The 25094-nt window shown below is 58.3% G+C and carries 26 protein-coding genes and 1 other annotated feature; of the genes, 12 read left to right on the top strand and 14 right to left on the bottom strand.

The window, feature by feature from the left end; translation table 11 throughout:
- Positions 1-17 precede the first annotated feature (17 nt).
- Positions 18-140, bottom strand: a sequence feature (Phe leader region).
- The 7 genes from pheM to ACSBQS_RS06815 form a co-directional block, all read right to left on the bottom strand.
- Positions 92-136, bottom strand: coding sequence for a pheST operon leader peptide PheM (pheM, locus tag ACSBQS_RS06845; RefSeq protein ID WP_121626058.1), 45 nt, complete (start codon positions 134-136; stop codon positions 92-94). Its footprint overlaps the feature before it by 45 nt.
- Positions 141-253: 113 nt before the next feature.
- Entirely contained in the window at positions 254-610 is a 357-nt protein-coding gene (gene rplT / locus ACSBQS_RS06840) for a 50S ribosomal protein L20 (RefSeq protein ID WP_004931417.1), read from the bottom strand.
- Between the two features lie 43 nt (positions 611-653).
- Positions 654-851: a 50S ribosomal protein L35 gene (rpmI, locus tag ACSBQS_RS06835; protein ID WP_004931418.1), complete on the bottom strand. Its 198-nt coding sequence runs from the start codon at positions 849-851 to the stop codon at positions 654-656.
- A 98-nt stretch (positions 852-949) separates the two neighbouring features.
- Positions 950-1501 carry a translation initiation factor IF-3 gene (gene infC / locus ACSBQS_RS06830; protein ID WP_048233542.1) on the bottom strand — a complete coding sequence of 184 codons (552 nt, stop codon included), beginning with the start codon at positions 1499-1501 and terminating at the stop codon, positions 950-952.
- Between the two features lie 3 nt (positions 1502-1504).
- Positions 1505-3433 carry a threonine--tRNA ligase gene (gene thrS / locus ACSBQS_RS06825; RefSeq protein WP_025159696.1) on the bottom strand — a complete coding sequence of 643 codons (1929 nt, stop codon included), beginning with the start codon at positions 3431-3433 and terminating at the stop codon, positions 1505-1507.
- A gap of 218 nt (positions 3434-3651) precedes the next feature.
- A complete protein-coding gene (locus ACSBQS_RS06820) occupies positions 3652-4275 on the bottom strand; it encodes a hypothetical protein (protein ID WP_047026212.1) in 624 nt (207 codons plus the stop codon).
- 238 nt (positions 4276-4513) lie between these two features.
- Positions 4514-5563: a YrzE family protein gene (locus ACSBQS_RS06815; protein WP_197749777.1), complete on the bottom strand. Its 1050-nt coding sequence runs from the start codon at positions 5561-5563 to the stop codon at positions 4514-4516.
- A gap of 223 nt (positions 5564-5786) precedes the next feature.
- On the opposite strand from ACSBQS_RS06815, the gene ACSBQS_RS06810 reads away from it, so the two are divergent.
- Positions 5787-6014: a hypothetical protein gene (locus ACSBQS_RS06810; RefSeq protein ID WP_434990044.1), complete on the top strand. Its 228-nt coding sequence runs from the start codon at positions 5787-5789 to the stop codon at positions 6012-6014.
- Positions 6015-6121: 107 nt separating this feature from the next.
- The gene (locus ACSBQS_RS06805) at positions 6122-6811 is read left to right on the top strand and encodes a MarC family NAAT transporter (protein ID WP_033652461.1); all 690 of its coding nucleotides are present in this window, start codon (positions 6122-6124) and stop codon (positions 6809-6811) included.
- A gap of 36 nt (positions 6812-6847) precedes the next feature.
- Here the strand turns inward: ACSBQS_RS06805 and ACSBQS_RS06800 are convergent, their stop codons facing one another.
- The 6 genes from ACSBQS_RS06800 to ACSBQS_RS06775 all read right to left on the bottom strand — a co-directional run bounded on the left by ACSBQS_RS06800 (position 6848) and on the right by ACSBQS_RS06775 (position 14501).
- A complete protein-coding gene (locus ACSBQS_RS06800; RefSeq protein ID WP_333550176.1) occupies positions 6848-7981 on the bottom strand; it encodes an ABC transporter substrate-binding protein in 1134 nt (377 codons plus the stop codon).
- Between the two features lie 150 nt (positions 7982-8131).
- The gene (locus ACSBQS_RS06795; RefSeq protein WP_434990041.1) at positions 8132-9415 is read right to left on the bottom strand and encodes an HAAAP family serine/threonine permease; all 1284 of its coding nucleotides are present in this window, start codon (positions 9413-9415) and stop codon (positions 8132-8134) included.
- 256 nt (positions 9416-9671) lie between these two features.
- Positions 9672-11009, bottom strand: a complete 1338-nt coding sequence (locus tag ACSBQS_RS06790; RefSeq protein WP_060660792.1) for a c-type cytochrome — start codon at positions 11007-11009, stop codon at positions 9672-9674.
- A gap of 12 nt (positions 11010-11021) precedes the next feature.
- A complete protein-coding gene (locus ACSBQS_RS06785) occupies positions 11022-12803 on the bottom strand; it encodes a GMC family oxidoreductase (protein ID WP_004931432.1) in 1782 nt (593 codons plus the stop codon).
- A gap of 2 nt (positions 12804-12805) precedes the next feature.
- Positions 12806-13531, bottom strand: a complete 726-nt coding sequence (locus ACSBQS_RS06780) for a gluconate 2-dehydrogenase subunit 3 family protein (protein ID WP_033652465.1) — start codon at positions 13529-13531, stop codon at positions 12806-12808.
- A 304-nt stretch (positions 13532-13835) separates the two neighbouring features.
- Positions 13836-14501, bottom strand: a complete 666-nt coding sequence (locus ACSBQS_RS06775) for a transglycosylase SLT domain-containing protein (protein ID WP_004931439.1) — start codon at positions 14499-14501, stop codon at positions 13836-13838.
- Between the two features lie 109 nt (positions 14502-14610).
- Here ACSBQS_RS06775 and ghoS point away from each other — a divergent pair, with 109 nt between their 5' ends.
- The 6 genes from ghoS (at position 14611) to ACSBQS_RS06745 (ending at position 19697) form a co-directional block, all read left to right on the top strand.
- Positions 14611-14910, top strand: coding sequence for a type V toxin-antitoxin system endoribonuclease antitoxin GhoS (ghoS, locus tag ACSBQS_RS06770; RefSeq protein ID WP_033642868.1), 300 nt, complete (start codon positions 14611-14613; stop codon positions 14908-14910).
- Positions 14911-15041: 131 nt separating this feature from the next.
- Complete coding sequence (locus ACSBQS_RS06765) at positions 15042-15986, top strand: metal ABC transporter substrate-binding protein (protein WP_033642867.1); 945 nt, start codon at positions 15042-15044, stop codon at positions 15984-15986.
- Positions 15983-16873, top strand: coding sequence for a manganese/iron ABC transporter ATP-binding protein (locus tag ACSBQS_RS06760; RefSeq protein ID WP_182264575.1), 891 nt, complete (start codon positions 15983-15985; stop codon positions 16871-16873). The genes ACSBQS_RS06765 and ACSBQS_RS06760 overlap by 4 nt, the downstream gene beginning before the upstream one ends.
- A complete protein-coding gene (gene yfeC, locus ACSBQS_RS06755; protein WP_016927980.1) occupies positions 16873-17733 on the top strand; it encodes an iron/manganese ABC transporter permease subunit YfeC in 861 nt (286 codons plus the stop codon). The genes ACSBQS_RS06760 and yfeC overlap by 1 nt, the downstream gene beginning before the upstream one ends.
- Positions 17733-18587: a metal ABC transporter permease gene (locus ACSBQS_RS06750; RefSeq protein WP_033642865.1), complete on the top strand. Its 855-nt coding sequence runs from the start codon at positions 17733-17735 to the stop codon at positions 18585-18587. The genes yfeC and ACSBQS_RS06750 overlap by 1 nt, the downstream gene beginning before the upstream one ends.
- A 240-nt stretch (positions 18588-18827) precedes the next feature.
- Positions 18828-19697 (top strand): fructosamine kinase family protein, encoded by an 870-nt coding sequence (locus ACSBQS_RS06745; protein WP_033642864.1) that lies wholly within the window; start codon positions 18828-18830, stop codon positions 19695-19697.
- A gap of 35 nt (positions 19698-19732) precedes the next feature.
- On the opposite strand, the gene ACSBQS_RS06740 is transcribed toward ACSBQS_RS06745, so the two are convergent.
- A complete protein-coding gene (locus tag ACSBQS_RS06740) occupies positions 19733-20293 on the bottom strand; it encodes a YniB family protein (RefSeq protein WP_025302601.1) in 561 nt (186 codons plus the stop codon).
- Positions 20294-20478: 185 nt separating this feature from the next.
- Here ACSBQS_RS06740 and ACSBQS_RS06735 point away from each other — a divergent pair, with 185 nt between their 5' ends.
- The 4 genes from ACSBQS_RS06735 to ACSBQS_RS06720 all read left to right on the top strand — a co-directional run bounded on the left by ACSBQS_RS06735 (position 20479) and on the right by ACSBQS_RS06720 (position 25037).
- Complete coding sequence (locus ACSBQS_RS06735; RefSeq protein WP_033652468.1) at positions 20479-21759, top strand: HdeD family acid-resistance protein; 1281 nt, start codon at positions 20479-20481, stop codon at positions 21757-21759.
- A gap of 64 nt (positions 21760-21823) precedes the next feature.
- A complete protein-coding gene (hxpB, locus tag ACSBQS_RS06730) occupies positions 21824-22489 on the top strand; it encodes a hexitol phosphatase HxpB (RefSeq protein WP_047026217.1) in 666 nt (221 codons plus the stop codon).
- A gap of 421 nt (positions 22490-22910) precedes the next feature.
- Positions 22911-23459 carry a metal-dependent hydrolase gene (locus ACSBQS_RS06725; protein ID WP_033642861.1) on the top strand — a complete coding sequence of 183 codons (549 nt, stop codon included), beginning with the start codon at positions 22911-22913 and terminating at the stop codon, positions 23457-23459.
- 186 nt (positions 23460-23645) lie between these two features.
- The gene (locus tag ACSBQS_RS06720) at positions 23646-25037 is read left to right on the top strand and encodes an L-cystine transporter (RefSeq protein ID WP_033652470.1); all 1392 of its coding nucleotides are present in this window, start codon (positions 23646-23648) and stop codon (positions 25035-25037) included.
- The last annotated feature ends 57 nt before the right edge of the window (positions 25038-25094 follow it).

Below are 25094 nucleotides of genomic sequence, written 5' to 3'. Positions count from 1 at the left end.
GCGGGACGATGGCCAAAAACAAAAAAGCCTCCACGAGGGAGGCTTAGGCGCTACTTTTCGTTTCTTTTCTTACGCGCAAAGCCTCCTGAAATCAGGCGCTAAAGTAAAAAAAGAAACGAAAAATAGCTGCGTGCATGATTGCGGTACCTTGTCGATGATTGTCCACCAGTGATATAGCGGCGGGCAATGAAAGTCAATATTTGTCGCTGAAAACAAAGATTAAAAGAGGGAGCAAGCTCCCTCTTCTACTGACTTACGCCAGAGCTGCTTTCGCTTTCTCAACCAGTGCGCCGAAGGCCACTTTGTCGAAGACTGCGATGTCAGCCAGGATCTTACGGTCAATTTCGATCGAGGCTTTTTTCAGGCCGTTGATGAACTTGCTGTAAGACAGACCGTTCTGACGAGCAGCTGCGTTGATACGTGCAATCCACAGCTGACGGAACTGACGCTTACGTTGACGACGGTCACGGTAAGCATACTGACCTGCTTTGATTACTGCCTGGAAGGCAACACGATATACGCGCGAACGGGCACCGTAGTAACCTTTCGCCTGCTTCATGATTTTCTTGTGACGTGCGCGTGCAATTACACCACGTTTTACGCGAGCCATATGCTCTCTCCTAAAGTCTTATTCTAAATTCAAAAAAAATGGCTTATGCGTACGGCAGGCACGCGGTAACCAGGACCAGATCGTTTTTAGACACCATGCCTTTCGGACGCAGGTGACGTTTACGCTTGGTTGCTTTTTTGGTCAGAATATGACGCAGGTTGGCATGTTTACGCTTAAAACCACCGCTGCCGGTTTTTTTGAAGCGCTTGGCTGCACCACGTACAGTTTTAATCTTTGGCATTTTAATTAAATCCACTTCGCATTGTTAAACAACGAATCAGTTGGGCGAATAAAACCCACACAGCGCAAGCGCCGCGCGGGTTCCATTACTTGTAAGCCTTACTGTTTCTTCTTAGGAGCGAGCACCATAATCATCTGGCGGCCTTCGATCTTCGTAGGGAAGGACTCGACCACTGCCAGATCCATATCTTCACACAGGTCTTTACGGACGCGGTTAAGCACTTCCATGCCGATCTGCTGGTGCGCCATCTCACGCCCGCGGAAACGCAGGGTGATTTTGGCTTTATCGCCATCTTCCAGAAAGCGAATCAGGTTGCGTAGTTTGACCTGATAGTCGCCATCATCGGTGCCAGGACGGAATTTGATTTCCTTGACCTGGATAACTTTTTGCTTCTTCTTCTGTTCTTTCGTCGACTTGCTCTTCTCGTAGAGGAATTTGCCGTAATCCATGATTCGGCAAACTGGCGGTTCGGCATTTGGGCTGATTTCTACTAAATCAACGCCCGCTTCCTCAGCTTTTTCAAGAGCTTCATTCAGACTGACAATACCAATCTGCTCGCCATCGACGCCGGTTAGGCGAACTTCTTGCGCGCGAATTTCTCTGTTAATGCGATTAGGACGCGCCGGTTGAACTCGTTTTCCGCCTTTAATACTTTATTCCTCCAGTTGATGAAGACTACGGCTGCGAATCTCTTTCAGCAGCTTGTCTACGACTTCGTTTACGTCCAGGCTTCCCAAGTCTTTGCCACGGCGGGTACGAACGGCAACTTTGCCTGCTTCGACCTCTTTGTCACCGCACACCAACATGTAAGGGACTCGACGTAAAGTATGTTCGCGAATTTTAAAGCCAATCTTCTCATTTCTCAAGTCCGCTTTCACGCGAATACCTGCATCCTGCAGTTTTTTGGTCAATTGCTGGACGTAATCAGACTGGCTATCGGTGATATTCATCACCACCACCTGCACCGGGGCGATCCAGGTCGGGTAGAACCCGGCGTATTCTTCGGTAAGGATACCGATGAAACGTTCCATGGAGCCCAAAATGGCGCGGTGAATCATTACCGGCACGACGCGATCGTTGTTTTCGCCAACGTACGATGCGCCCAAACGGCCCGGCAAGAAGAAATCGAGCTGCACGGTACCACATTGCCATGCGCGATCCAAACAATCATGCAGGGTAAATTCAATTTTCGGTCCGTAGAAGGCGCCCTCACCCGGCTGATATTCAAACGGAATGCCGTTCTCGGTCAGCGCGGCGGCCAGGTCTTCTTCCGCACGGGTCCACATGTCGTCGGTGCCGATGCGTTTTTCCGGGCGCGTGGACAGCTTGACGGCGATCTTGTCGAAGCCGAAAGTGCCGTACACGTCATAGACCATGCGAATGCATTCGTTCACTTCGGCGCGCACCTGCTCTTCGGTACAGAAGATGTGGGCGTCATCCTGCGTGAAGCCGCGCACGCGCATCAGGCCGTGCAGGGAACCCGAAGGCTCGTTGCGGTGGCAGCTGCCGAATTCGCCCATGCGCAGCGGCAAATCGCGGTACGACTTCAGGCCCTGGTTGAAGATCTGCACGTGACCCGGGCAGTTCATCGGCTTGATGCAGTATTCGCGGTTTTCCGACGCGGTGGTGAACATGGCGTCTTTGTAGTTTTCCCAGTGGCCGGTTTTTTCCCACAGCACGCGGTCCATCATGAACGGACCTTTCACTTCCTGGTACTGGTACTCTTTGAGCTTCATGCGCACGAAGGCTTCCAGCTCGCGGAAGATCGTCCAACCGTCGTTGTGCCAGAACACCATGCCCGGCGCTTCTTCCTGCATATGATACAGGTCGAGCTGTTTGCCGATCTTGCGGTGATCGCGCTTGGCCGCTTCTTCCAGGCGTTGCAGGTAGGCGTTCAGCTGCTTCTTGTCTGCCCAGGCGGTACCGTAGATACGCTGCAGCATTTTGTTTTTGCTGTCGCCGCGCCAGTAAGCGCCGGAGGTTTTCTGCAGTTTGAAATGGTGGCAGAAACGCATGTTCGGCACGTGCGGACCGCGGCACATGTCGACGTATTCTTCGTGGTGATACAGGCCCGGACGATCGTCATGGCTGATGTTCTCATCCAGGATCGCCACTTTATAGATTTCGCCGCGCTCAGCGAAGGTGTCGCGGGCTTCTTGCCAGCTGACCTTCTTCTTGATGACGTCGTAATCCTTATCGGCCAACTCGTGCATCCGCTTTTCCAGCAGATCCAGGTCTTCCTGCGTCAGGGTGCGATCGATGTCCACGTCATAATAGAAACCGTTGTCGATCACCGGACCGATCGCCATTTTGGTATCCGGCCACAGCTGCTTGATCGCATGACCCAGCAGGTGCGCGCAGGAGTGGCGCATGATTTCCAGACCGTCTTCGTCTTTGATGGTGATGATGGCCAGCTGCGCATCTGATTCGATCAGATCGCCGGCGTCGACCAGCTCGCCGTTGACACGGCCGGCGATACAGGCTTTCGCCAGGCCAGGGCCAATATCGCGCGCGACATCCATCGGGGAAACGGGGTGGTCGAAATGACGCTGACTTCCGTCAGGAAGGGTAATAACAGGCATTAATAATTCCTTATCTACAGTGGTGACCCACACGACAGATCACATGCAGTACGAAAATTGGATTTTGGGTTTGGTCAGCCAGGTTTCAGATCTCGCCCACAATTGCCAGATTGAAACCTCACTGGGTATACAGAATGGAACGCATACCTTCTCAGCCGCATTCGGCTAAGCGAATAGTATCACTAAAATTGTTCCGGATAAATAAAGCGCCGCCGCCCTCACACTTTCGCTCTATCCGGCGCAAACACGCCTTTCAGGTAGCTAAGGGTGGCCAGCAGGCACAGGCCGTAGCCCAGCAGTTCGCATCCCTCTTCCACCATGTTTTTCACCACCCGGTTGTAACCGTCCAGCATCAGCGTTTGCCACAGCGCGCTCATGCCGAACAGGCGTGAAAACACCAGGATGCACAGCAGGCCGGCGCACATCATGCCGTAGCCGGGGTGCGACACGATATAGACCAGGCCGCGCGCCGTAGCCGCAATATGCCTTGCGGCATGCCACAGACAGGCCAAGGCGACCGCCAGCGCGAACCACACCCAGGCGCCGTGCCACAACGCATCGAAAGCGAAGTCCATCTCGCGGATCAGCATGCAGAGAAAGAAGCCGCCAACCAGCAGCCAGGCGGAACGACGCTCGGCCTGTCGCCGAGCCGCGGCAAAGAAACCGCCGGAGATGGCGAGCAGCAACAGCTCCTGCGCCGCTTCGGTCAACGAAGTTTCATGCACGAAGTTATGCAGCCAGTGCACATCGATAAACACCAGGCCGACCAATGCCGCCATGAAGGCGGCGGAAAGCGCGAATGCGCCGATTTTCCCCAGTAAAATATGCAGTTCTTGTTTCATAATCACACTCATTATTATTTACAGCGCATCTATGGTATCCACCTGTTCTCAGGGATCGTGGCAATTGATGCCTAATGCCCTGCGCCGCGCGAAAGGTGGTCGTTAATTACGCCGAAACAATAAAAACCCCGGCACCTGGGCCGGGGTAAGGCCAGTCTTTCCTGGCAGTCACTTCATCGTCGTCAGTATTCCAGGCTCTCATCCCTATATCATCGAGACGCGCAAAGGAGCCTGAAGATTACGCCTGCGCAGGTGATACCGCGATACGGCGGACATTGGTGTTAACGCCCCACAAGCCGGCCAACGCACTGACCACTGCGCCAATCAACAGCGCAAAGAACGACCACAATGCGGCCCGCGACAATTCGTCCGCAGCAGCGGCAGCCTGTTCGCGCGCCTTCTGTTTCAGCTCCACATACTCCTGTTCTGCCTGATTGATTTTTGCTTCGGCGTCATCCAAACGCTGATTAACCAGCTGCGCAGTTTTATTTTTGGCTTCGACCAAATTCTTCACCGTCTGGTCCACTTCCTGCGGCGTCATATCGGTATTTTCCGCCAAGGCCTTTTTCAGGGCGTCTTGATCCACATCTTGCGAGATGGCCTCACCCTGTTTTTTAAGCTTGGCGACCAGTTGATTAATAATGGCGTCGCTATTGTCAGGCTGAAGTGCCAGAGCTTTCACTGCGTCCGCCAAATCAGTTTTGGCCGCATTCAACTGCTGTTGCATGAATTCAGGCTGCAATGACGGGATACCGCTTTTTTTAAGCGCCGTAACCACATCGCCTTGCAGCTGTTCAGGTTCCAAGGTTGTGTCAATGCCCAACTTGTCAAACACTTTACCGCCGGCGTCCGCCAATCCGGATGCCCCTTTGCCAATCGCTGAACCGGCGCCGGAGAGCAAGCTGCCGGAGGTCGAAGCGATAGCGCCCAGCGCATTGCCGGTCGCCTTCACGGCAGACCCGACCAGCATCCCCCCCAGCACCGCCGCCACAATCAGTGAGGTCGCCCATACCAGGAAGCCATGAATAAGTCCGTCATTAGCAGCCAAACGCCCGGCAATAAAAGCGCCGGCGGCCAAACTAATAATGATTGAAACAGCGGACCAAATCACTACGGTGGTACCGGCGCCGTTTATCGGATCGTCTGATGTCGGATCCACGATGGAGAATCCAAGACTGGTGCCTAACGTCGACAGCAACAGTGAAACAGCCAATACGGTGATCACGCCGCCGATGACGCTGCCCCAGGAGATTTTTTTCGCTGCTACCCATTCTTTTGCCACTTCCATAGTAAAACTCCTTTTAAGTTTTCGATTATAAAGAAATGCCAGAAAGCCTTACCATTATAGACTCGCTTCATCGATCAGGCGGTTAAAGGGTGAAAACAGTTAAAAATAATTAATGATAATGACTTCAGACGTGCGTTTACTTTCAGCGGCGCTACGCTGACAGGCCGCCTTAGCGTCACTATTCTTACGCTATCCACCAATGAACAAGGTCTTAGCGCACAACATGAACCGGTTACTCGCAGCCCTCATCGTGGCGTGCGCAGCATTGGCGACGTTATATGGGCTGGTGCATTTTGGCGCACGTTCGGTGCCGCGCGCGATTGCGGTCAACGAGGCGCCGCTGGGGTGTGAGGATGAATCTGAGCTCGCCGGCGAGTGCGGCGATGACGATGAGTCTCCCGCCGACGAATTTCGCCGGCCGGCGATGCTGAACGCCCGGGCCGACGGTTAATTAACGTTACGAGCTATCCCCATTGCCGCCAGGCGTACGGCAGGCTAGGCTGTTCAGCTCATGGGCCGCCGTTTGGCGGCTTGAACGTTGCACAGGGAGTCTATTTTATGACGGGTATTTTGCAGTTATTCCAGGCCATCGGACTGGGTTTGGTGCTGCTGTTGCCGCTGGCCAACCCGCTGACCACGGTGGCGTTGCTGCTCGGATTGTCCGGCAATATGACGCGCGAAGAGCGTAATCAGCAGTCGCTGATGGCCTCGGTTTATGTGTTCTGCATCATGACGGTGGCGTTTTACGCCGGGCAGGTGGTGATGAACACCTTCGGCATTTCGATCCCCGGCCTGCGCATCGCCGGCGGCCTGATCGTCGCCTTCATCGGTTTTCGCATGCTGTTCCCGCAGCAGAGCCCCGAAGACGCGCCGGAGGTGGAGAGCAAGTCGCACGAGCTGCGCCACAAGACGTCGGCCAACATCGCCTTCGTGCCGCTGGCCATGCCGAGCACCGCCGGGCCGGGCACCATCGCGATGATCATCAGCTCGGCGTCGAGCGTCAAAGCGAATTCGCTGGGTTTTGAACCCTGGGTGTTGGCCGTGGCGCCGGTCGCCATCTTCCTGACGGTCGCGGTGATCCTGTGGGCCTGCCTGCTCAGTTCTGGCGCCATCATGCGGTTGGTCGGGAAAAGCGGCATCGAGGCGATCTCGCGCCTGATGGGGTTCCTGCTGGTGTGCATGGGCGTTCAGTTCATCATCAACGGCGTGCTGGAGATCATCTCCACCTATACACCGGCCGCCGCCTGACCATGAAAAACGGGCGCGACATCGCGCCCGTTGCCGTTATTTCCCCGCCGGCGCCTGCGCGCCCAAAATGCCCTCGCCTTCCGGCACTTCGGTAAAGCGACTGAGGATCTCGCTGTAGGTCTTGGCCGGATCCAAATCCGGGAACTGCGCCGGATAGATAAACTTCGCCAGATACTCCAGCCCGACGATGTTGTACGGGTGGTTGTAGAAGTTATGGTAGATACCGTAGAACCGCCCTTCCTTCACCGCCGACACCTGCGAGAACCCCGGGCGCTGTTTCATGCGGTTGAAGGCCTCATCCACCTGCTGCTGCGTCACGCCATAGCCGAACGGCACCGCGGCGTTAGTCTTGCTGGCCCACTGCGAGCCGGAAACGATGTAGGCATCCGGTTTCATGCTGATCACTTTTTCCAGCGCCACGTCGCCGGTCGCACCCGGCAGCAGCGCAGAACCGATGTTGCGCGCGCCGACCGCTTCGACCAACGCGCCCCAGCCGACGTGCGCATGGGTGAAGCAGCAGGATTCCAGGCCATTCAGACCGGCCTTGGCTTCGAAGAACACCAACGGTTTGGGTGCCACCGCCTGCGTTTTGGCCAGAATGGCCTGATAATGCTGCTGATAATAATCGGTATATTGCTTGGCTTCGCTTTCACGGTTGAGGGTTTCCCCCAACAGCGTCACGCTTTTCGGCGTGTTTTCCACCGGCTTGAGCATGGTATCGATAAACAGCACCGGCACGTTCAGCGCCTTCAGCTTATCCAGCACGCCGGTTTGGCTCAGCGAAGGCTTGGAGCGCAGTTGGGCGATCATCAGATCGGGGCGCTTGGCGATCACGCTCTCCAGATTCACTTCGCCTTTATCGCTGAATCCCATATCGATGATGTTTTTCGCCGCCGGCCATTTGCTCTGCAAGATTTCCCAGGTCGCCGCGTCGCTTTTCTTCAGCAGGTTATTCCAGGCCACCAGCCGGCCGAACGGGTTGGCGCGATCGAGCAGCGCCAGCGTGAGAATGTCGCGCCCGTCCTGCACCACGATGCGTTTCGGCTCCTGCGGGAGGGTGACCGTCTGGCCGGAGGTGTCGGTCAGGGTCAACGGATAGGTAGTGGCCATCGCCGGAGAGGCGAGTAAGGCGGCGCAAACCAGCGCCGGCAAAGTGATTCGACGGTGCACGAAAGACTCCTTAGTCATGACTACATTCAGGAAATACTAATGAGAATGGCTTGCATTATCAAAGATAACGCCCGGCATGCCGGCGATTAATTGCAAAGGGATGTGTAAAGGAAGGATAAGAGGCGCGCCGGAGCCGGCGCGCCCAGGGGATCATATCAGGCCGTAGATCAGCGCCGAGAGCGCGATCAGCCCCATCACCAGCACGAAGACGTTGCTCGCCGCGCGATATTGGCGCATGGCCGGCACCGCACGCACGGCGTACATCGGCAGGATGAACAGGATCGCCGCAATCAGCGGGCCGCTGATGGTTTCGATGATATGCAGCGCGCTGGGGTTCCACACCGTCGCCGCCCAGGTGAGCAGGAACAGCGACACCGCCGAAATGCGGTGCGTCATGCGCGAGCTGAGCGGCTTGCCGACCGCGCGCGTGACGCCGTCGATCAGGCTGGTCGCCCCTTCCGTCACCCCCAGCGAGGTGCCGAGATAGGATTTGGCCATCGCCAGCATCGCCATCACCGGGCCAAGGTAGGCGATCAGCGGGTTGGAGAACTTGTTGGCCAGCGTAGTCAGCACCGTGATGTTCTGCTCTTTCGCCTGCAGCATGTCTTCATGAGACAGGCTCAGCACGCAGCTGAACACGAAGAACAGCACGGTAACGCAGATCAGCACATAGCTGTAGCGCATGATGCGCGCGCAGCGGCGTTCCGCCTTGTCGCCGTACAGGCTCTTCTGGGTCGAGGCGAAGGAAGAGATGATCGGCGCATGGCTGAAGGAAAACACCATCACCGGCACAGCCAGCCACAGAGAATGCCACAACCCCGGCGTGTCGAAGCGGGTGGCGGCCAGGCCATGCACGAAGTTGGCGGTATTCCAGCTCGGCATCAGATAGAGCGAAATGCCCATCAGGAACACCAGCAGTGGGAACACCAGCATGCCCATCGCCGCCACGATGCTGTCTTTGCCGCGCAGCAGCACCAGATTGAGCACCACCACCACGGCCAGGCTCAGCCCGAGGCGCGGCAGCGGCGCCACGTGAAACTGATGGATCAGGAAGCTGTCCAGCGCGTTGGTGATCGAAATGCTGTACACCAGCACGATCGGGAAGAACGCCATCAGATACAGCACCATGATGATTTTGCCGGCCAGCACGCCGAAGTGTTCCACCACCACATCGTGAATGTTGCCGTCGCGGCTGGAACCGGAAAGCACGAAGCGGCTGAGCGCGCGGTGCGGCAAATAGGTCAGCGGGAAAGCGAACAGCGCCATCAACAGCAGCACCAGCGGGCCGTTCAGGCCGGCGTTGATCGGCAAGAACAACGTACCTGCGCCCACCGCAGTCGCATAGAGACCGAACATCCAGACGGTGTCGGTTTTGTTCCATTTGGCAGTCTGAGCGGCCGTCAGCGTGCCTGAATCGGGAGAAATCGTACTCATGAGACAGTCTACCTTAATCTGCGGCGACAACGATTGCGCCTAACGGGATATCCTTCTCCGCGAGTTTTTTAATAATAATCAGTGAATTAAAGCGATATTTCATACTTACGCCTGATGAAAGGACGGCAAAGGATAATGAAAAATCCGCTGCGGGTCTATGTTTTATCGGCTGAACGGACGATTTGCGAACACAATCTGCTGAAAAAGCAGGCGGCGGCAGAAAAACTAAGGGCCCCTTGCGGAGCCCTTAAACGGTTTACTTCTTCGCGTCCGGATGGTCCGGCACCTCGGCGCTGCCCATCTCCTTCTCATCGCGGATCATCGAGCGGTCTTTACGCACGTCGGCCACGTCGGAGGCGCTCACCGGTTTGGCGCTGTTGCCCCAGCTGGAGCGGATGAAGTTCACCACGTCCGCCACCTGCTGATCGTTCAAACGCCAGCCAAACGGCGGCATGGTGATGTTGGACACCGCGCCCTGCACCGCCGGCGTGGTGTTGCCGGTCAGCACGATGTGGATCAGCGAGGTCGCGTCCTCGGTCTGCACCACCGGATTGCCCTTCAGCGACGGAAAGGCGCGCTTGTAGCCCACGCCGTCGGTGCGGTGGCAGGCCGCGCAGTTATCAACATACAGGGCCGCGCCGGGCTTGCTGTCATTCCCGCGCCACAGATCCTTGGCCACGCTGTCTTCGACCGGCGCCGCCTGCTGCTTGCCGTCTTTCGGCGGCAGCGATTTCAGGTAGCGCGCGATGGCGGTCAGATCGTCGTCGCTCAGGTATTGCAGGCTGTGCTCCACGACGTCGCTCATGCCGCCGAACACGATGGCTTTGTCGTTACGGCCGGTTTTCAGGAACTCGGTCAGCTCGGCTTCGCTCCAGCTGCCCAGGCCGTCCTTGCGGTCGCCGCGCAGGCTGGAAGCCACCCACCCGTCGATCGGCGCGTTGCTCCCGGACAGGTAGTCGTCGCTTTCGCTGTTGCTCAACGCTTTCTCCTGCATGGTGATGCTGCGCGGGGTATGGCAGGCGCCGCAGTGGCCCAGGCCTTCCACCAGGTAGCGGCCGCGCTCAATCACCGGATCGGCCTTGGCGTCGGCGACAAAATCCGACGGCGACGGCGCAAACATGCCGCGCCAGATGCTCAGCGGCCAGCGCATCGACAGCGGCCACGGGATGTCGGAGTCCTTGTTGGCCTGCTCCACCGGCTGCACGCCGTGCATGAAATAGGCATACATGGCGCGCATGTCGTCCTCTTTCACCAGCGCGAACGACGGGTACGGCATCGCCGGGTACAGGGTGCTGCCGTTTTTGGCTACGCCCTTACGCACCGCGTTGTCGAAATCCTCGAAGCTGTAATCGCCAATGCCGGTTTTCTTGTCCGGCGTAATGTTGGTCGAGTAGATGGTGCCGATTGGCGTCTCCATCGCCAGGCCGCCGGCGAAGGTCTTGCCGTTCTTGCCATCGGTATGGCAGGCCACGCAGTCACCGGCGCGCGCCAGGTACTCGCCGCGCTTGATCAGCTCGCTGCTGACGGTGGCGTCCTGCGCCCAAACGGAGAAACTCACTGCACTGAGAACCAGTGCCGGTACAAATGCTTTCATCGTTCGCCGTCCTTATGCCTGCACCAATGGGCCTGGGTTTTTCAGATACTGCTCGCGAATGGCGCGGGCAGACCAATAAGCCAGCGCCGCCACGGTGCCGGTCGGGTTGTAGCCCAGCCCTTGCGGGAAGGCCGATGCGCCGATCGAGAACACGTTGTGCACATCCCAGCTCTGCAGATAGCGGTTGACCGCGCTGGTCTTCGGATCTTCCCCCATCACCGCACCGCCGTTCATGTGGGTGGTCTGGTAGCTGGTGGTATCGAAGTGGCTGTTGGCGTTTTTCGGGCTGCCGGCGATCAGTTTCGGGTTCATCGCCTTGGCGATCGGCGCCATCTTGTCGTACATGAACTGCGCCATCTTGATGTCGTTTTCCTGCCAGTCGAACGTCATGCGCAGCAGCGGCTGGCCGAACACGTTCTTGTAGTTGGGATCGAGATCCAGATAGTTGTTGCGGTACGACTGGTGCGCGCCGTGGGCGTCCATCGAGACGTGGTGGGTGTAGGCATCCGCCACCGCCGCTTTCCACTTGCTGCCCCAGGCCGGGGTGCCCGGAGGGGTCGGCAGGCCGGAGATCGGCTTGGTGCCCGCCTGGTTGACCCAGAACGGCGAACCGCCGACGAAGCCTTCTTTGGCGTGATCGAAGTTGTCGGCGTTGAAGTCATCCACGCCCACGCCGTTGCCGCCGGCGCCGATGAACGGGTTGGTGAAGACGTCTTTATCAAAGAACGCCTTGATGGTGGTCATGTTCTGGTAGGCGAAGTTGCGCCCGACCACGCCTTCGCCGGTCACCGGATCGTAAGGCTTGCCGATGCCGGACAGCAGCATCAGGTGCACGTTGTGGAACTGGAACGCGCCCAGGATCACCAGGTCGGCCGGCTGTTCAATCTCACGGCCCTGCGCATCGACGTAGTTCACGCCGGTGGCGCGGGACTTGTCATCGGTCAGGTTAACCTTCAGCACGTTGGCGTTAGTGCGCAGCTCGAAGCGTTTCTCCATGCGCAGCGCCGGCAAGATGTTGACGTTCGGCGAGGCTTTGGAATACATGTAGCAGGCGTAGCCGCTGCAGAAACCGCAGAAGTTGCACGGGCCCATCTGCGCGCCGTACGGGTTGGTGTAAGAGTCCGAGGTGTTGGCGGACGGCAGGTTGTAAGGGTGATAACCCACCTCCAGCGCCGCTTTTTCGAACAGCTGGGCGGAGTAGGTGTTTTTCTGCGCCGGCAGCGGGAAGTCGTCGGAGCGATCCGGCGCAAAGCGGTTACCGCCCTTCTGCGCCACTTTCTGCCCTTTGATGGTCCAGGCGGTGCCGGAAGTGCCGAACACTTTCTCCGCTTTGTCGAAGAACGGTTCCAGCTCGTCGTAGGTCACGCCGAAGTCCTGGATGGTCATGTCCTTCGGAATGAAGTTTTTGCCGTAGCGTTCTTCATAATGGCTGCGCATGCGCAGTTCGATCGGATCGACGCGGAAATGCACGCCCGACCAGTGCAGACCGGCGCCGCCGACGCCGGTGCCCGGCAGGAACGCCGCCAGCTGGCGGTAAGGCACCGCGGTCTGGCTGCTGTTGTGGCGAATGGTGACGGTGCTTTTCGACAGATCCTGGAACAGCTTGCGGCGAATGTTATAGGTCAGCTCGTCGATCACCTGCGGATAAGAACCGTCCGGGTAGGTGTCGCGCATCGGGCCGCGCTCCAGCGCCACCACGTTGAGGCCGGCCTCGGTCAGCTCTTTGGCCATGATCGCGCCCACCCAGCCGAAGCCGACGATCACCGCGTCTACTTTTTTCATTACCGTTGCCATGGTTAGCCCCTCTCCCCACGAATCGAGACCGGCGGGAAGGGATAACGCTCCCCTCGCTCAACCCAGTCCATAAAATCGGCGCGCGCGCCCGGAAAATTAATCAGCTTCCAGCCAACCATGTCTTTGTTGCCGCCATGGATCGGATCGCTGAAGAAACCTTCACGGGTGTTTTGCAGCAGATAGGAGAAGAACAGTTTCGACGGCAGTTGCTGGAACTCCGCCTCGCCGGACTCAAACTTTTGCAGCAGGGCGTCTTGCTGCGCGCCATCCAGTTCGGCGAAAGGCTTGCCGGCGGTTTTCTTGCTGTAGGCGTCGGCGTCTGCGATGCCGAGGTTGTAGATTTGCTTGGGCACCAGCGGCAGCTGGTAGCCCATTTCCTTCGGCACATCGGGGTTGAACGGCCCCTGCATGTACCAGATGGAACCGGTGGCGTACGGCGTGTTCATCTGGCGATCGATAAACTCCGGCACGCCGGCTTCCAGCGCGCCAGGGCCGCGTTCGTCGGCCGGGATCAGGCGCGCGACGGCGGCCTTGATGAAGGCCCACTCTTCCGGGGTGAAAAAGGTCGGTTGGTAATCGTTCTGCGTTGAAGTGTTCGAGGCAGCGACCGCTGGTGCTGGGGCCGTCAGCGCGCCAACGCCGCTGCCACCAATTACCGCCGCAGGAATTAAGGTCATCGATTTCAACAAGAAATCGCGCCGCGAATTGTTGGTTTTATGATTCGACATGTCACATTCCATCCAAAGATAGTCACAACTATTTAACCGCAACCTTGCGATCGATACGGGTTTTTAAAATAATTTGTTACTTATTTGTCTATTTATTGAAGGTCAGAATGCGAGCAAAAGCAAAAATGTTACCGGTAACTTATTGAATGAACGTAAAGATTTATCTGCTAACGTAAATTTAACTTTTTGTGCGGTTTTTCTGATAAGCGATGAGGAAATAACGAAAAATGAGAGGCGGGTCGCGCTAAAAACTGACGCCGAAAACAAAATCGGCCGCGTTCGGCGGCCGATTCAAAGGATGGGATTACTGCGACATCGCCTGATAAGCGGTGGTCACTTTCCATAAATAGCGCGGCGCCTGCGGTGCCGGGTGCTTTTTCTGGATGTGCTGATAAAACTCATCCGGACTCATCTGATTGATGCGATTAACCGCCACGCGCTTGTCCGAGGAGAAAGTGCGCAACATGGCGCCCGCCCCGTTCACATACGAAACGATGGTGGCGTAACGCAAAGTCTGTGGGTTGTTGATCCCGGCTAGCTGCTGGCTTTGAAGAATATTGATATAGGCCGTTCCCAGATCAATATTGACCGCCGGATCCTTCAGCTCACGCGAGCTGGGTTGCCCGCTTCGTCCTTTCATGCGATAGGCGTCGCGGCCGGCGGTAGAAGCCTTCAGCTGCATCAATCCCACTGCGTTCGAGGTGCTGACCACGTTCGGGTTAAACCCGGACTCCACCTGAATAATCGCTTTAATCAGCGTTTCGTCGACGCCGTAGTTGCTGGCGGCCTGACGAATGTAATCGTTATAAGCAACCGGGGTGCCTGTGCGGTTTACCGGTGCCTGCGGAGGGGGTTTTAACCAACCGCCGCGCGTTGTGCCACTGCCTGAAATATTGCTCGCCGTTTGCGGGTCTTTGGCGCACCCCGACAAAAGCAAAATTGCCGTAAGGCAACCTATTTTTGTTTTCACAGAATCCCTCACTCCTTTCAATGAGTTGCGTAGCATATACAACTTGTAAGGACACCTGCAGTAATTTTTTGGACTAATCTCAAGCTATCCATATACCAAGAGGTGATTTATGAGTCAATCTGCAACAAGCTGCTTTGTGGTGACTTTTCGCTATCAGGAAGCGGGACTGACCGACCTGGCCAAGCTGACCGGGCAATTGACCCGTGAAGGTTTTGTCACGTCGGTGACAGACGAAAATGGCGTTCATCATGAACTCGGCAGCAACAGTTTTGCGTTCATAACCGTTCTGGATCAAGAGGATGTGCAGCGTCTGGCGCAGGGGTTCGGGCAGTTGGCGTTGGGAAAACAGCCGGAGGTGGCGATCTGCACCTGTAAGGACTACCTTCAGCGGTTACATACTGATACATAAAATGCTATAACTCCCCGGACGGAATTATTTTTCAGTTGGAGAAATAGCCCCGCCGGCGGTGGGCAAGTGACGCTTGACTTCGCTTCAATTGATATTGATAATCATTTTCATTTGAACCAGGAGACGTCATCATGCCATTGATAACTTGCGCTTTTCGTCGCAGTCGCCCTCCCCGCGCTGCCGCACTGTTACGCCCCTTCACGCTCGCCTGTTTGCTGCTCGGCGCCGCTCTGGTCAGCCAACCCGCGCTGGCAGAAAAAAAGCTGCGCGTGGTGACCACTTTCACCATCATTCAGGATATCGCCCAGAACGTGGCGGGTGACGCCGCCGTCGTGGAATCCATCACCAAACCGGGCGCCGAGATCCACGATTACCAGCCCACCCCGCGCGATATCGTCAAAGCGCAGCACGCCGACCTGATCCTGTGGAACGGCATGAACCTGGAACGCTGGTTCCAGCGCTTCTTCGAGAACATCAAGCAGGTGCCGGCGGCGGTCGTGACCGAAGGCATCACCCCGCTGCCGATCCGTGAAGGGCCCTATAACGGCAACCCGAACCCGCATGCCTGGATGTCACCGAGCAACGCGCTGGTATATATCGAAAACATCCGCAAAGCGCTGGTGGCGCACGATCCGGCCAATGCGGAAACCTACAACCGCAACGCCAAGGCCTACGCAGAGAAAATCGGCGCGCTGGACGCCCCGCTGCGCGAACGCCTGGCGCGCATTCCGGCCGCGCAGCGTTGGCTGGTGACCAGTGAAGGCGCCTTCAGCTACCTGGCGCAGGACTATCAGCTGAAAGAAGTCTATCTGTGGCCGATCAACGCCGATGAGCAAGGCTCGCCGCAACAGGTCCGCCGGGTGATCGACGCGGTGCGCGCCCACCATATTCCGGTGGTGTTCAGCGAGAGCACCATTTCCGACAAGCCGGCCAGGCAGGTGGCGAAAGAGACCGGCGCCAAATACGGCGGCGTGTTGTACGTGGACTCGCTGTCCACCCGCGATGGCCCGGTGCCGACCTATATCGATCTGCTTAACACCACCGTGCAAACCATCGCCAAAGGATTCGATCAATGACCCATGAGCTGTTTGTCCGCCCTGAATTGAACGTGGACGACGTCACCGTGACCTACAACAACGGGCACACCGCCATTCATAACGCCAGTTTTACCCTGAGCGGCGGTTCTATCTGCGCGCTGGTGGGCGTTAACGGCAGCGGTAAATCGACGCTGTTCAAAAGCATCATGGGGCTGGTCAAGCCCACCAGCGGCCGGGTGTCGCTGAGCGACAAACCGGTGGCGGACGCGCTGAAAAAGAACCTGATCGCCTACGTGCCGCAAACCGAAGACGTTGACTGGAACTTCCCGGTGCTGGTGGAAGACGTGGTGATGATGGGCCGCTACGGCAAGATGAATTTCCTGCGCATTCCGTCGCGCGAGGATCGCTTGCGGGTCGACAAGGCGCTGGAGCGCGTCGGCCTCAGCGAGCTGCGCGGCCGGCAGATCGGCGAACTCTCCGGCGGTCAGAAAAAGCGCGTGTTTCTGGCGCGCGCCCTGGCGCAGCAGGGCACGGTGCTGCTGCTGGATGAACCTTTCACCGGCGTGGATGTGAAAACCGAGAATGCCATTATCGATCTGTTGCGCTCGCTGCGCGACGAGGGGCATCTGATCCTGGTTTCCACCCATAACCTCGGCAGCGTGCCGGAGTTCTGCGATCGGGTGATCCTCATCAACCGCACGGTGTTGGCCGCCGGCCCGACCGAAACCACCTTCACCCAGAGCAATCTGGAGCTGGCGTTCGGCGGCGTGCTGCGCCATATCAACCTCTCCGGCCCGGATCTGCACGACGACAACGATCCGCGCACCGTCACGGTGTTGACCGACGATGAACGCCCGGCGGTGTTCTATGGCCACACCAAGAGCGATCCGCCTGCCAACAGTCAGGCCAGGGAGAAACAATCCTGATGCTGGACCTTCTGCTGCAACCTTTCAGTTATAACTACATGGTGAAGGCCATCTGGGTCAGCGCCATCGTCGGCGCCGCCTGCGCGTTTCTGTCCGCCTACCTGATGCTGAAAGGGTGGTCGCTGATGGGCGATGCGCTGTCGCACTCGGTGGTGCCCGGCGTGGCCGGCGCCTATGCCCTCGGCCTGCCCTACGCCGCCGGCGCCTTCTTCACCGGCATGCTGGCGGCGCTGGCGATGACGCTGGTGCGCCACATCACCCGGCTGCGCGAAGACGCCATCATCGGCTTTATCTTCTCCACCTTCTTTGCCGTCGGCCTGCTGATCGTGTCGCTCAACCCCACCTCGGTCAACGTACAGTCGATCATCTTCGGCAATATCCTCGGCATCGCCGACGAAGACGTGCTGCAGGTGGAGATCATCATCGGCGTTTCGCTGCTGATCCTATGCCTGGTGTGGAAAGATCTGCTGGCGGTGTTCTTTGACGAAAGCCACGCCGTGTCGATCGGCCTGTCGCCGCTGAAGCTGAAGATCCTGTTCTTCACCCTGCTCAGCGCCTGCACCGTCGCCGCACTGCAAACCGTCGGCGCCATTTTGGTGATCGCCATGGTGATCACGCCGGGCGCCACCGCCTATCTGCTGACCGACCGCTTCAGCCGGCTGGTGATCATCGCTATCATCATCGGCGCATTGACCAGCGGCATCGGCGCCTACCTGAGTTTCTTCCTCGACGGCGCCACCGGCGGGGTGATCGTCACCCTGCAAACGCTGGTGTTCCTGGCGGCGTTCTGCTTCGCGCCGAAACACGGCCTGCTGGCGGCAAAACGTCGCGTAGCACAGTCACCAACCGGAGGCCGCTGATGGACACACTCTACCAACTGCTCAGCGAACCCTTCGCCTACCCGTTCATGCAGCGGGCGATCGTCGCCGCCATCGTCACCGGCGTGGTATGCGCCGTACTCTCCTGCTATCTGGTGCTCAAGGGCTGGTCGCTGATGGGCGACGCCATCTCGCACGCCGTCTTGCCCGGCATCGTAGTGGCGTTCGTCATCGGCATTCCGCTGGCGATCGGCGCCTTCCTCTCCGGCATTTTCTGCGCGGTGGCCACCGGCTACCTGAAAGAGAACAGCCGGGTGAAAGAAGACACGGTGATGGGCATCGTTTTCTCCGGCATGTTCGCCTTCGGCCTGGTGCTGTTCTCGCGCATCGACACCGACCAGCACCTGAGCCACATTCTGTTCGGCAACATGCTGGGCATCACCGACGGCGAGCTGAAGCAAACCCTGCTGATCGCCGGCTTCACCCTGGCGGTGGTGTTGCTTAAACGCAAAGACTTCATGCTCTACTGTTTCGATCCGCACCATGCGCGGGTGATTGGCCTACCGGTCAAGCTGCTGCACTATGGGCTGCTGTGTCTGCTGGCGATGACCATCGTCGCCTCGCTGCAGGCCGTGGGGGTGATCCTGGTGATCGCCATGCTGATCGCCCCCGGCATCATCGCCTTTATGCTGTGCCGCCGCTTCGATCGCATGCTGATGGTGGCGACGGTGGTGTCGGTGTTCTCTTGCGTGCTCGGCACGCTGATCAGTTTCCACATCGACGGCGCAACCGGGCCCTGCATCGTCATTGTGCAGGCCGTGCTGTTCGTTATCGCCTTACTGTACGGTAAACTGCGTCCGTTACAGCGTAACCAAACCGCCCTGGGCGACAGTTAAACGCCCTCCTCTGATGCGGCGGCGCTCTCCGCCGCATCCTGTTTCCTCTGCCCCCTTATCCGTTGTCATCAAGTTGCAACCGGTATTGCGCTTAAATTAATCAATAGGGTATATACTGTGAGCTGGCGGGATGCTGAAAAAATCGCCGCCTTTGACGCCGGCTGTGCGCCGCGTCGTGTTTTCACCACGGGAAAGACGCTAACCTAATGAATTATCAGGCAGCACAGAGGGGGAAATACCATGTGGCAAGCCGTTAGCCGTCTGTTAAGTGAACATCTTGGCAGCGCAGAGATACGCGAAAGGATTGAACTGCCCGGGGGCGACATTCACCCGGCGTGGCGCGTGAGTTACGGTGACAACGAGGTGTTCGTGAAATGCGACGCCCGTGAACAACTGCCGATATTCACCGCCGAGGCCGATCAGCTGGCGCTGCTGGCGCGCAGCAAAAGCGTGCGGGTGCCGGAAGTGTACGGCGTCGGCAGCGATCGCGACTACAGCTTCCTGCTGCTGGAGTATCAGCAGTTGAAACCCCTCGACGCCCATGGCGCCTACTGCCTGGGGCAACAACTGGCGCATCTGCACCAGTGGAGCGAGCAACCGCAGTTCGGTCTCGACTTCGACAGCGATCTGACCACCACCCCGCAACCCAACGCCTGGCAACGCCGCTGGTCGGAATTCTTCGCCGAGCAGCGCATCGGCTGGCAGCTGCAGCTGGCGGCGGAAAAAGGCATGACCTTCGGCGACATCGACGACATCGTCGATCGGGTGTATCTGCGCTTGCAGCACCACCAGCCGCAGCCTTCCCTGCTGCACGGCAACCTGTGGCCGGGCAACTGCGCGATGACCGCCAACGGGCCGATACTGTTCGATCCGGCCAGCTACTGGGGTGACAGAGAGTGCGATTTGGCGATGCTGCCGCTGTATCCGGAGCTGCCGCCGCAGATCTACGACGGCTATCAGAGCGTGTGGCCGCTGGGGGCCGGATTTATCGAACGCCAGCCGCTGTATCAGCTGTACTACCTGCTCAACCGCAGCAATCTGTTCGGCGGCCAGCATTTGGTGGCTGCCCAACGCGCGGTGGAGGCGCTGTTGCAGCCGGAAGCGTCATAACGTTCCGGGGCGCCGAGCGGCGCCCCGTTCATGGTTCAGGCCGCGCCGGCCAACTGCCCCAACAGGCGGATCACGAACCAGGCGATCACCGCAATCACGATCGGCAGGATGTACAGCGGGAAGTACTGCAGGAAGATGGTGTGGTGCGGCAGCGTAATGCGCTCCTCAAGCTGTTGGCGCGTGTGCCCTTCGCTGCCCTTGGCCTGCTCCAGGATCATCTGGTCTTCCAACCCTTCGCGGATGAACTTGACCTGACGCGACATGCGCGCGCCGGAAGCCTGCAGAGCCAGCCCGACGAAGATCAGAATATAGATGATGATGAACATCAGATTGGCGCCGCTGAACAGGCTTTTATCCACGTCGGGCACCGGTGAGTTATACCAGAAAAGGTTCAGGAACGGCGTGTTGAAACGCACCATGTCCACCATCACGTGGACGAAATCCAGCATCACCGCGTTGATGCCCTTGGTTTTTTCACTGTGCTGATAGATAAAACCCAGCACGGAAATCAGCGTCGACAGCAACGCCGGGATAAAAACCACCCATCCGAGAATGCGTTTCAAAATGGCGAGACGCCCGGCCTGTTGATACGTCATGTGTTCCCCTTGTTAGCGACGTAACCGAATCGGCTAAGTCTACCTGCTGTTGGCGAAACTCGCCCACCGTTTTCTTCACTCCCGCTGTGCTACAAGCTTAGCCGAATTAGTCGAAATCAAAAACTTAACCGCGCCGGCACACTATCATTGAAGAGATAACGTTATCCATTCGGGCAGAGGCCGCCATGATTCGACTGATTATCTTATTGCTGGGCGCGCAGGCGCTGCACGGTCAGCGCCGTCTGCTGGTGCTGTTCGGTTGGCTGTGGATAGCCGCAGGGGCGCTGATGCTGTTCGACATCCTGCAGGATGGCCGGTCGGTGCTGGCGCTGGATGCGCTGGCGGTCATCCTGGCGCTGGAGGGGTTGGTGGCGGTATCCGCCGCGCTGGTGATCGGCTCTTCGGCCAGCAGGCCGGTGCTGCTGAAAGGATTGGGTTTTGTCTTTATGGCCTTTTTAATGCTGGACGTGCCCGCAGACGATAACATCGTCGCCACCGTGGTGTTTGGCAGCGCGCTGCTGCTTGACGGCGCCGTGCGCATCGCCTCCTCCACGGTGATTCAACACAGTCGATGGAAAGGCGTGGCGCTGGCGGGCAGCGGCGAGATCCTGCTTTCGTTGATGATTTTTGTCGGCTGGCCGGCGCCGCATCGGATGACGGTGCCCTTTTGCCTCGGCGTGATGATGGTGCTTTCCGGCTGGGCCTTATTGCGTATCGCCCGGAGACTGACAACCTTCTCTCTGAATCAGCACCCCGCGCGGCAGCCACCGCACCCGGAGGATGAGACTGCGCCGCTCACGGTGTATGTCTGGACACCGATTGGTGCGGCTAAAGATCCGCGCCGGCGTTATATCGTCGACCGATACATCGCGGCGGTCGACGGCGGCGGCAATATCTCCACCGGTCACGCCGCCCTGGCGCTCGCGCCGGATGTGTATATCAGTCACTATCCGCTCAACGACATCAGCCATTCCGTTCAGGATTTCCGCCAGTTGTTGCATGCCGGCGAACAGAACAACGTCGACGGGCGTTTCCTGCCCGACCTGGCGGGCGAGATCGCCGCCTGGTGCCCCCCGGACAAGAAAATTCAATTCTACCGCTATAACCCGGCGGCGCTGCGCGCATTCTGGCTGCGTTATCGGCAGGACGCCACCTACAATCTGACCCGGCGCAACTGCTCCACCACGGTCATCGGCGCGCTCGACAGCGCGTTGGAAGGCGTGCTGGGCGATAAACATCTGTGGCGCCGCTTTCTGTTGCTGGTGCTCGATCCCAACCTGTGGATGCTGGCGGTACTGCGCAGCCGCGGCGAAAGCATGACCTGGACGCCGGGTTTGGTGCTGGACTACGCACGCATGTTGCAACAGGTCACCGAGCGTCAACACCAGCGCTGGTGGCTAAAATTGCGCGAGGTGTGGAATATCCTGCGTTTTGGCAAAAGCCAAACGCGCAGGCAAAGGTTTTAGTCTCGTCACCGGCGATGATAAAGTGTCGGGCACATTCACCCGCGCCGGCAGGAGTTAACCGTTAATGGCTTATTCGCAACGCATTGAAACCGCAATTTTTGATATGGACGGCTTGTTGATCGACTCGGAACCGCTGTGGCTGCAGGCTGAGTTGGATATCTTCGGCGCGCTGGGTTTGGATCTGTCCGACCGTCACAAGCTGCCGGACACGCTGGGGCTGCGCATCGATCTGGTGGTGAAGATGTGGTATCAGGCGATGCCGTGGCAAGGGGTTTCGCTTGATGAGGTGTCGGCGCGGATTATCGAGCGCGCCATCGAGCTGGTGCACGAGACGCGCCCGCTGCTGCCGGGCGTTCAGCAGGCGCTGGAGCTGTGCCGCAGCCAGGGGCTGAACATCGGTCTCGCCTCCGCCTCGCCGCTGCACATGCAACGGCAGGTGCTGAAGATGTTCGAGCTTGAGGATTACTTCGATCAGCTGGTTTCCGCCGAAGACCTGCCGTACAGCAAGCCGCACCCGGAGGTCTACCTGATCGCCGCCGAACGCCTGGGCAGCGATCCGCTGCGCTGCATCACGCTGGAAGACTCGTTTAACGGCATGATCGCCACCAAGGCCGCACGCATGCGCTCCATCGTGATCCCGGCAGCCGAATACCGTCACGATCCGCGCTGGGCGCTGGCGGACCACAAGCTGGACACCCTGGAACAGCTCACCCCCGCCCACTTTGCCTGACCTGCGGCGCCGGCCATCGGCGCCCTGGGTTTGCCGCTCTGCGTCATAAAAGGGATCCGCACCGCAAAATAAACGAAACACCGTTTCATTTTATTGAATTGGCATGACGTTCTCATTATGCTGCATGGCAGGGAAAGCGACGGCCCGCGGCGCGTTGTCACTGCCACGCAGCGCGGTTCAAGGCCGCCGCTTCCTCCCGCCACACGCTGAGCAACCGTCTTTTTTCTCACCGCCATACGCCCCCCATCGCCCGCTTTTTGTTCTCGCCCGTCAAAATCGATGCTTTGTTACCCATTGCCGTAACAAGCCGTTGTAAAACAGGGAAAAATAAACAATTGGTTACAGGGTAACTGCTTCCACTACTGGGAATTTTCCCATATACTGGATAAATTAACAGTTTACCAGTCGGAATCGCAACAGCATGACCGCGGAAGGACACCTTATATTCTCTGTCGCTTGCGCGATCTTCGCCAAGAAGGCGGAAGTGACGCCAGAGCTGGCTACCGGCGACTGGTGGCACATCATACCCGCCGCGCTGCTGACCTCACTGCTGCCGGACATCGATCACCCCAAGTCGGTGCTGGGCCAGCGTCTGCGCTGGATCGCCATTCCCATCGCCCGCGCCTTCGGCCACCGCGGTTTCACCCACAGCCTGCTGGCGATCGCCGGCGGCATGGCGCTGTTTCAGCTTGATGTGCCGCGCAGTTGGCCGATCCCGGCCGACGCGCTGCACGCCATGATCATCGGTTACTTCAGCCATCTGCTGGCCGACATGCTCACGCCCGCCGGTGTGCCGCTGCTGTGGCCGTGCCGCTGGCGTTTTCGCCTGCCGCTGCTCAACTCACAAAAAGGCAATCAGTTGGAGCGCGTGCTGTGCCTCTGCCTGGTGGCGTTTGCCATCTGCTGGCAAGGTGATTTCACCCTCCCGGTGCAATCCTACGTAGAGCAAATCAGAAATATTAGACTCTGATCACAAAAAATCGCTCAATCCATCACCCATGCGTATATAAAACGAACAAAATCACACAAAAAGCTATATTAAATTCCATTTGGATATAAGTAGGCCCCTCGGCAAACTGTTACGATATTTACATCGCGACACACCTAATGGTGCGTAGTCGTTTTTATATAAGAAAGATTATTGGAGATATTGGGGATGAATCTTCCGCTCGTGATTAACGTGCTGGTGTTTGTCGCGCTCCTTTTGCTGCTGGCGCAAACCCGCCACAAGCAATGGAGCCTGGCGAAAAAAGTGCTGGTCGGCCTGGTGGTCGGCGTGGTGTTCGGTCTGGGGCTGCAGCTGGTGTACGGCGCCGACAACCCGGTACTGAAAGAATCCATCAGTTGGTTCAACATCGTCGGCAACGGCTATGTGCAACTGCTGCAAATGATCGTCATGCCGCTGGTCTTCGCCTCTATCCTGAGCGCGGTCGCCAAATTGCATAACGCCTCTTCGCTGGGCAAAATCAGCGTTCTGACTATCGGCACATTGCTGTTCACCACGCTGATCTCGGCGCTGGTGGGCGTGCTGGTCACCAACCTGTTCGGCCTGACCGCCGAAGGCCTGGTGCAGGGGGCGCAGGAAAGCGCGCGCCTGACGGCGATCCAGACCAACTACGTAGGCAAACTGGCCGATCTGACCGTGCCGCAGATGGTGCTGTCGTTCATCCCGAAAAACCCGTTCGCCGATCTGACCGGCGCCAGCCCGACCTCGATCATCAGCGTGGTGATTTTCGCCACCTTCCTCGGCGTGGCGGCGCTGCAGCTGCTGAAAGACGACAAGCCGAAAGGCGAGCGCGTGCTGGTGGCTATCGATACCCTGCAGGCCTGGGTGATGAAGCTGGTGCGTCTGGTCATGAAGCTGACGCCGTACGGCGTGCTGGCGCTGATGACCAAAGTGGTCGCCGGTTCCAACATTCACGACATCGTCAAGCTCGGCAGCTTCGTGGTGGCCTCCTACATCGGCCTGGCCATCATGTTCGTGGTACATGCCATCCTGCTGGCCTTCACCGGCGTGAACCCGCTGAAGTTCTTCCGCAAGGTGTGGCCGGTAATCACCTTCGCCTTCACCAGCCGCTCCAGCGCCGCCAGCATTCCATTGAACGTGGAAGCGCAGACTCGCCGCCTGGGCGTGCCGGAATCCATCGCCAGCTTCTCGGCGTCGTTCGGTGCCACCATCGGCCAGAACGGCTGTGCGGGCCTCTACCCGGCGATGCTGGCGGTGATGGTTGCGCCGACCGTCGGCATCAACCCGCTGGATCCGGTGTGGATCGCCACCCTGGTCGGTATCGTCACCCTCAGCTCCGCCGGTGTGGCGGGCGTGGGCGGCGGCGCCACCTTCGCCGCGCTGATCGTGCTGCCGGCGATGGGCCTGCCGGTGACGCTGGTCGCGCTGCTGATCTCGGTTGAACCGCTGATCGACATGGGCCGTACCGCGCTGAACGTCAACGGTTCCATGGCGGCGGGCACCATCACCAGCCAACTGATGAAACAAACCGACAAAGCCGTGATGGACAGCGAAGACGAAGTCGAATTGGCTCACCGTTAACGCCTTCCGCGAACGAAAAAACCGGGGATGATCCCCGGTTTTTTTATGCCCTGCGTT

Origin of the sequence: Serratia sp. H402Y (genome assembly GCF_051172415.1) — a bacterium.
GTDB classification, from domain to species: Bacteria; Pseudomonadota; Gammaproteobacteria; order Enterobacterales; family Enterobacteriaceae; genus Serratia; species Serratia ureilytica.
Note: the sequence above shows the minus strand (reverse complement) of the source record. Positions and strands in the feature narration are given on the sequence as shown.

Excerpts from the sequence above, each read along its gene's own strand:
- rplT (WP_004931417.1), bottom strand. The coding sequence starts at position 610 with ATGGCTCGCGTAAAACGTGGTGTAATTGCACGCGCACGTCACAAGAAA.
- rpmI (WP_004931418.1), bottom strand. The coding sequence starts at position 851 with ATGCCAAAGATTAAAACTGTACGTGGTGCAGCCAAGCGCTTCAAAAAA.
- thrS (WP_025159696.1), bottom strand. The coding sequence starts at position 3,433 with ATGCCTGTTATTACCCTTCCTGACGGAAGTCAGCGTCATTTCGACCAC.
- ACSBQS_RS06820 (WP_047026212.1), bottom strand. The coding sequence starts at position 4,275 with ATGAAACAAGAACTGCATATTTTACTGGGGAAAATCGGCGCATTCGCG.
- ACSBQS_RS06815 (WP_197749777.1), bottom strand. The coding sequence starts at position 5,563 with ATGGAAGTGGCAAAAGAATGGGTAGCAGCGAAAAAAATCTCCTGGGGC.
- ACSBQS_RS06810 (WP_434990044.1), top strand. The coding sequence starts at position 5,787 with ATGAACCGGTTACTCGCAGCCCTCATCGTGGCGTGCGCAGCATTGGCG.
- ACSBQS_RS06805 (WP_033652461.1), top strand. The coding sequence starts at position 6,122 with ATGACGGGTATTTTGCAGTTATTCCAGGCCATCGGACTGGGTTTGGTG.
- ACSBQS_RS06795 (WP_434990041.1), bottom strand. The coding sequence starts at position 9,415 with ATGAGTACGATTTCTCCCGATTCAGGCACGCTGACGGCCGCTCAGACT.
- ACSBQS_RS06790 (WP_060660792.1), bottom strand. The coding sequence starts at position 11,009 with ATGAAAGCATTTGTACCGGCACTGGTTCTCAGTGCAGTGAGTTTCTCC.
- ACSBQS_RS06785 (WP_004931432.1), bottom strand. The coding sequence starts at position 12,803 with ATGGCAACGGTAATGAAAAAAGTAGACGCGGTGATCGTCGGCTTCGGC.
- ACSBQS_RS06780 (WP_033652465.1), bottom strand. The coding sequence starts at position 13,531 with ATGTCGAATCATAAAACCAACAATTCGCGGCGCGATTTCTTGTTGAAA.
- ghoS (WP_033642868.1), top strand. The coding sequence starts at position 14,611 with ATGAGTCAATCTGCAACAAGCTGCTTTGTGGTGACTTTTCGCTATCAG.
- ACSBQS_RS06765 (WP_033642867.1), top strand. The coding sequence starts at position 15,042 with ATGCCATTGATAACTTGCGCTTTTCGTCGCAGTCGCCCTCCCCGCGCT.
- ACSBQS_RS06760 (WP_182264575.1), top strand. The coding sequence starts at position 15,983 with ATGACCCATGAGCTGTTTGTCCGCCCTGAATTGAACGTGGACGACGTC.
- yfeC (WP_016927980.1), top strand. The coding sequence starts at position 16,873 with ATGCTGGACCTTCTGCTGCAACCTTTCAGTTATAACTACATGGTGAAG.
- ACSBQS_RS06750 (WP_033642865.1), top strand. The coding sequence starts at position 17,733 with ATGGACACACTCTACCAACTGCTCAGCGAACCCTTCGCCTACCCGTTC.
- ACSBQS_RS06745 (WP_033642864.1), top strand. The coding sequence starts at position 18,828 with ATGTGGCAAGCCGTTAGCCGTCTGTTAAGTGAACATCTTGGCAGCGCA.
- ACSBQS_RS06740 (WP_025302601.1), bottom strand. The coding sequence starts at position 20,293 with ATGACGTATCAACAGGCCGGGCGTCTCGCCATTTTGAAACGCATTCTC.
- ACSBQS_RS06735 (WP_033652468.1), top strand. The coding sequence starts at position 20,479 with ATGATTCGACTGATTATCTTATTGCTGGGCGCGCAGGCGCTGCACGGT.
- hxpB (WP_047026217.1), top strand. The coding sequence starts at position 21,824 with ATGGCTTATTCGCAACGCATTGAAACCGCAATTTTTGATATGGACGGC.
- ACSBQS_RS06725 (WP_033642861.1), top strand. The coding sequence starts at position 22,911 with ATGACCGCGGAAGGACACCTTATATTCTCTGTCGCTTGCGCGATCTTC.
- ACSBQS_RS06720 (WP_033652470.1), top strand. The coding sequence starts at position 23,646 with ATGAATCTTCCGCTCGTGATTAACGTGCTGGTGTTTGTCGCGCTCCTT.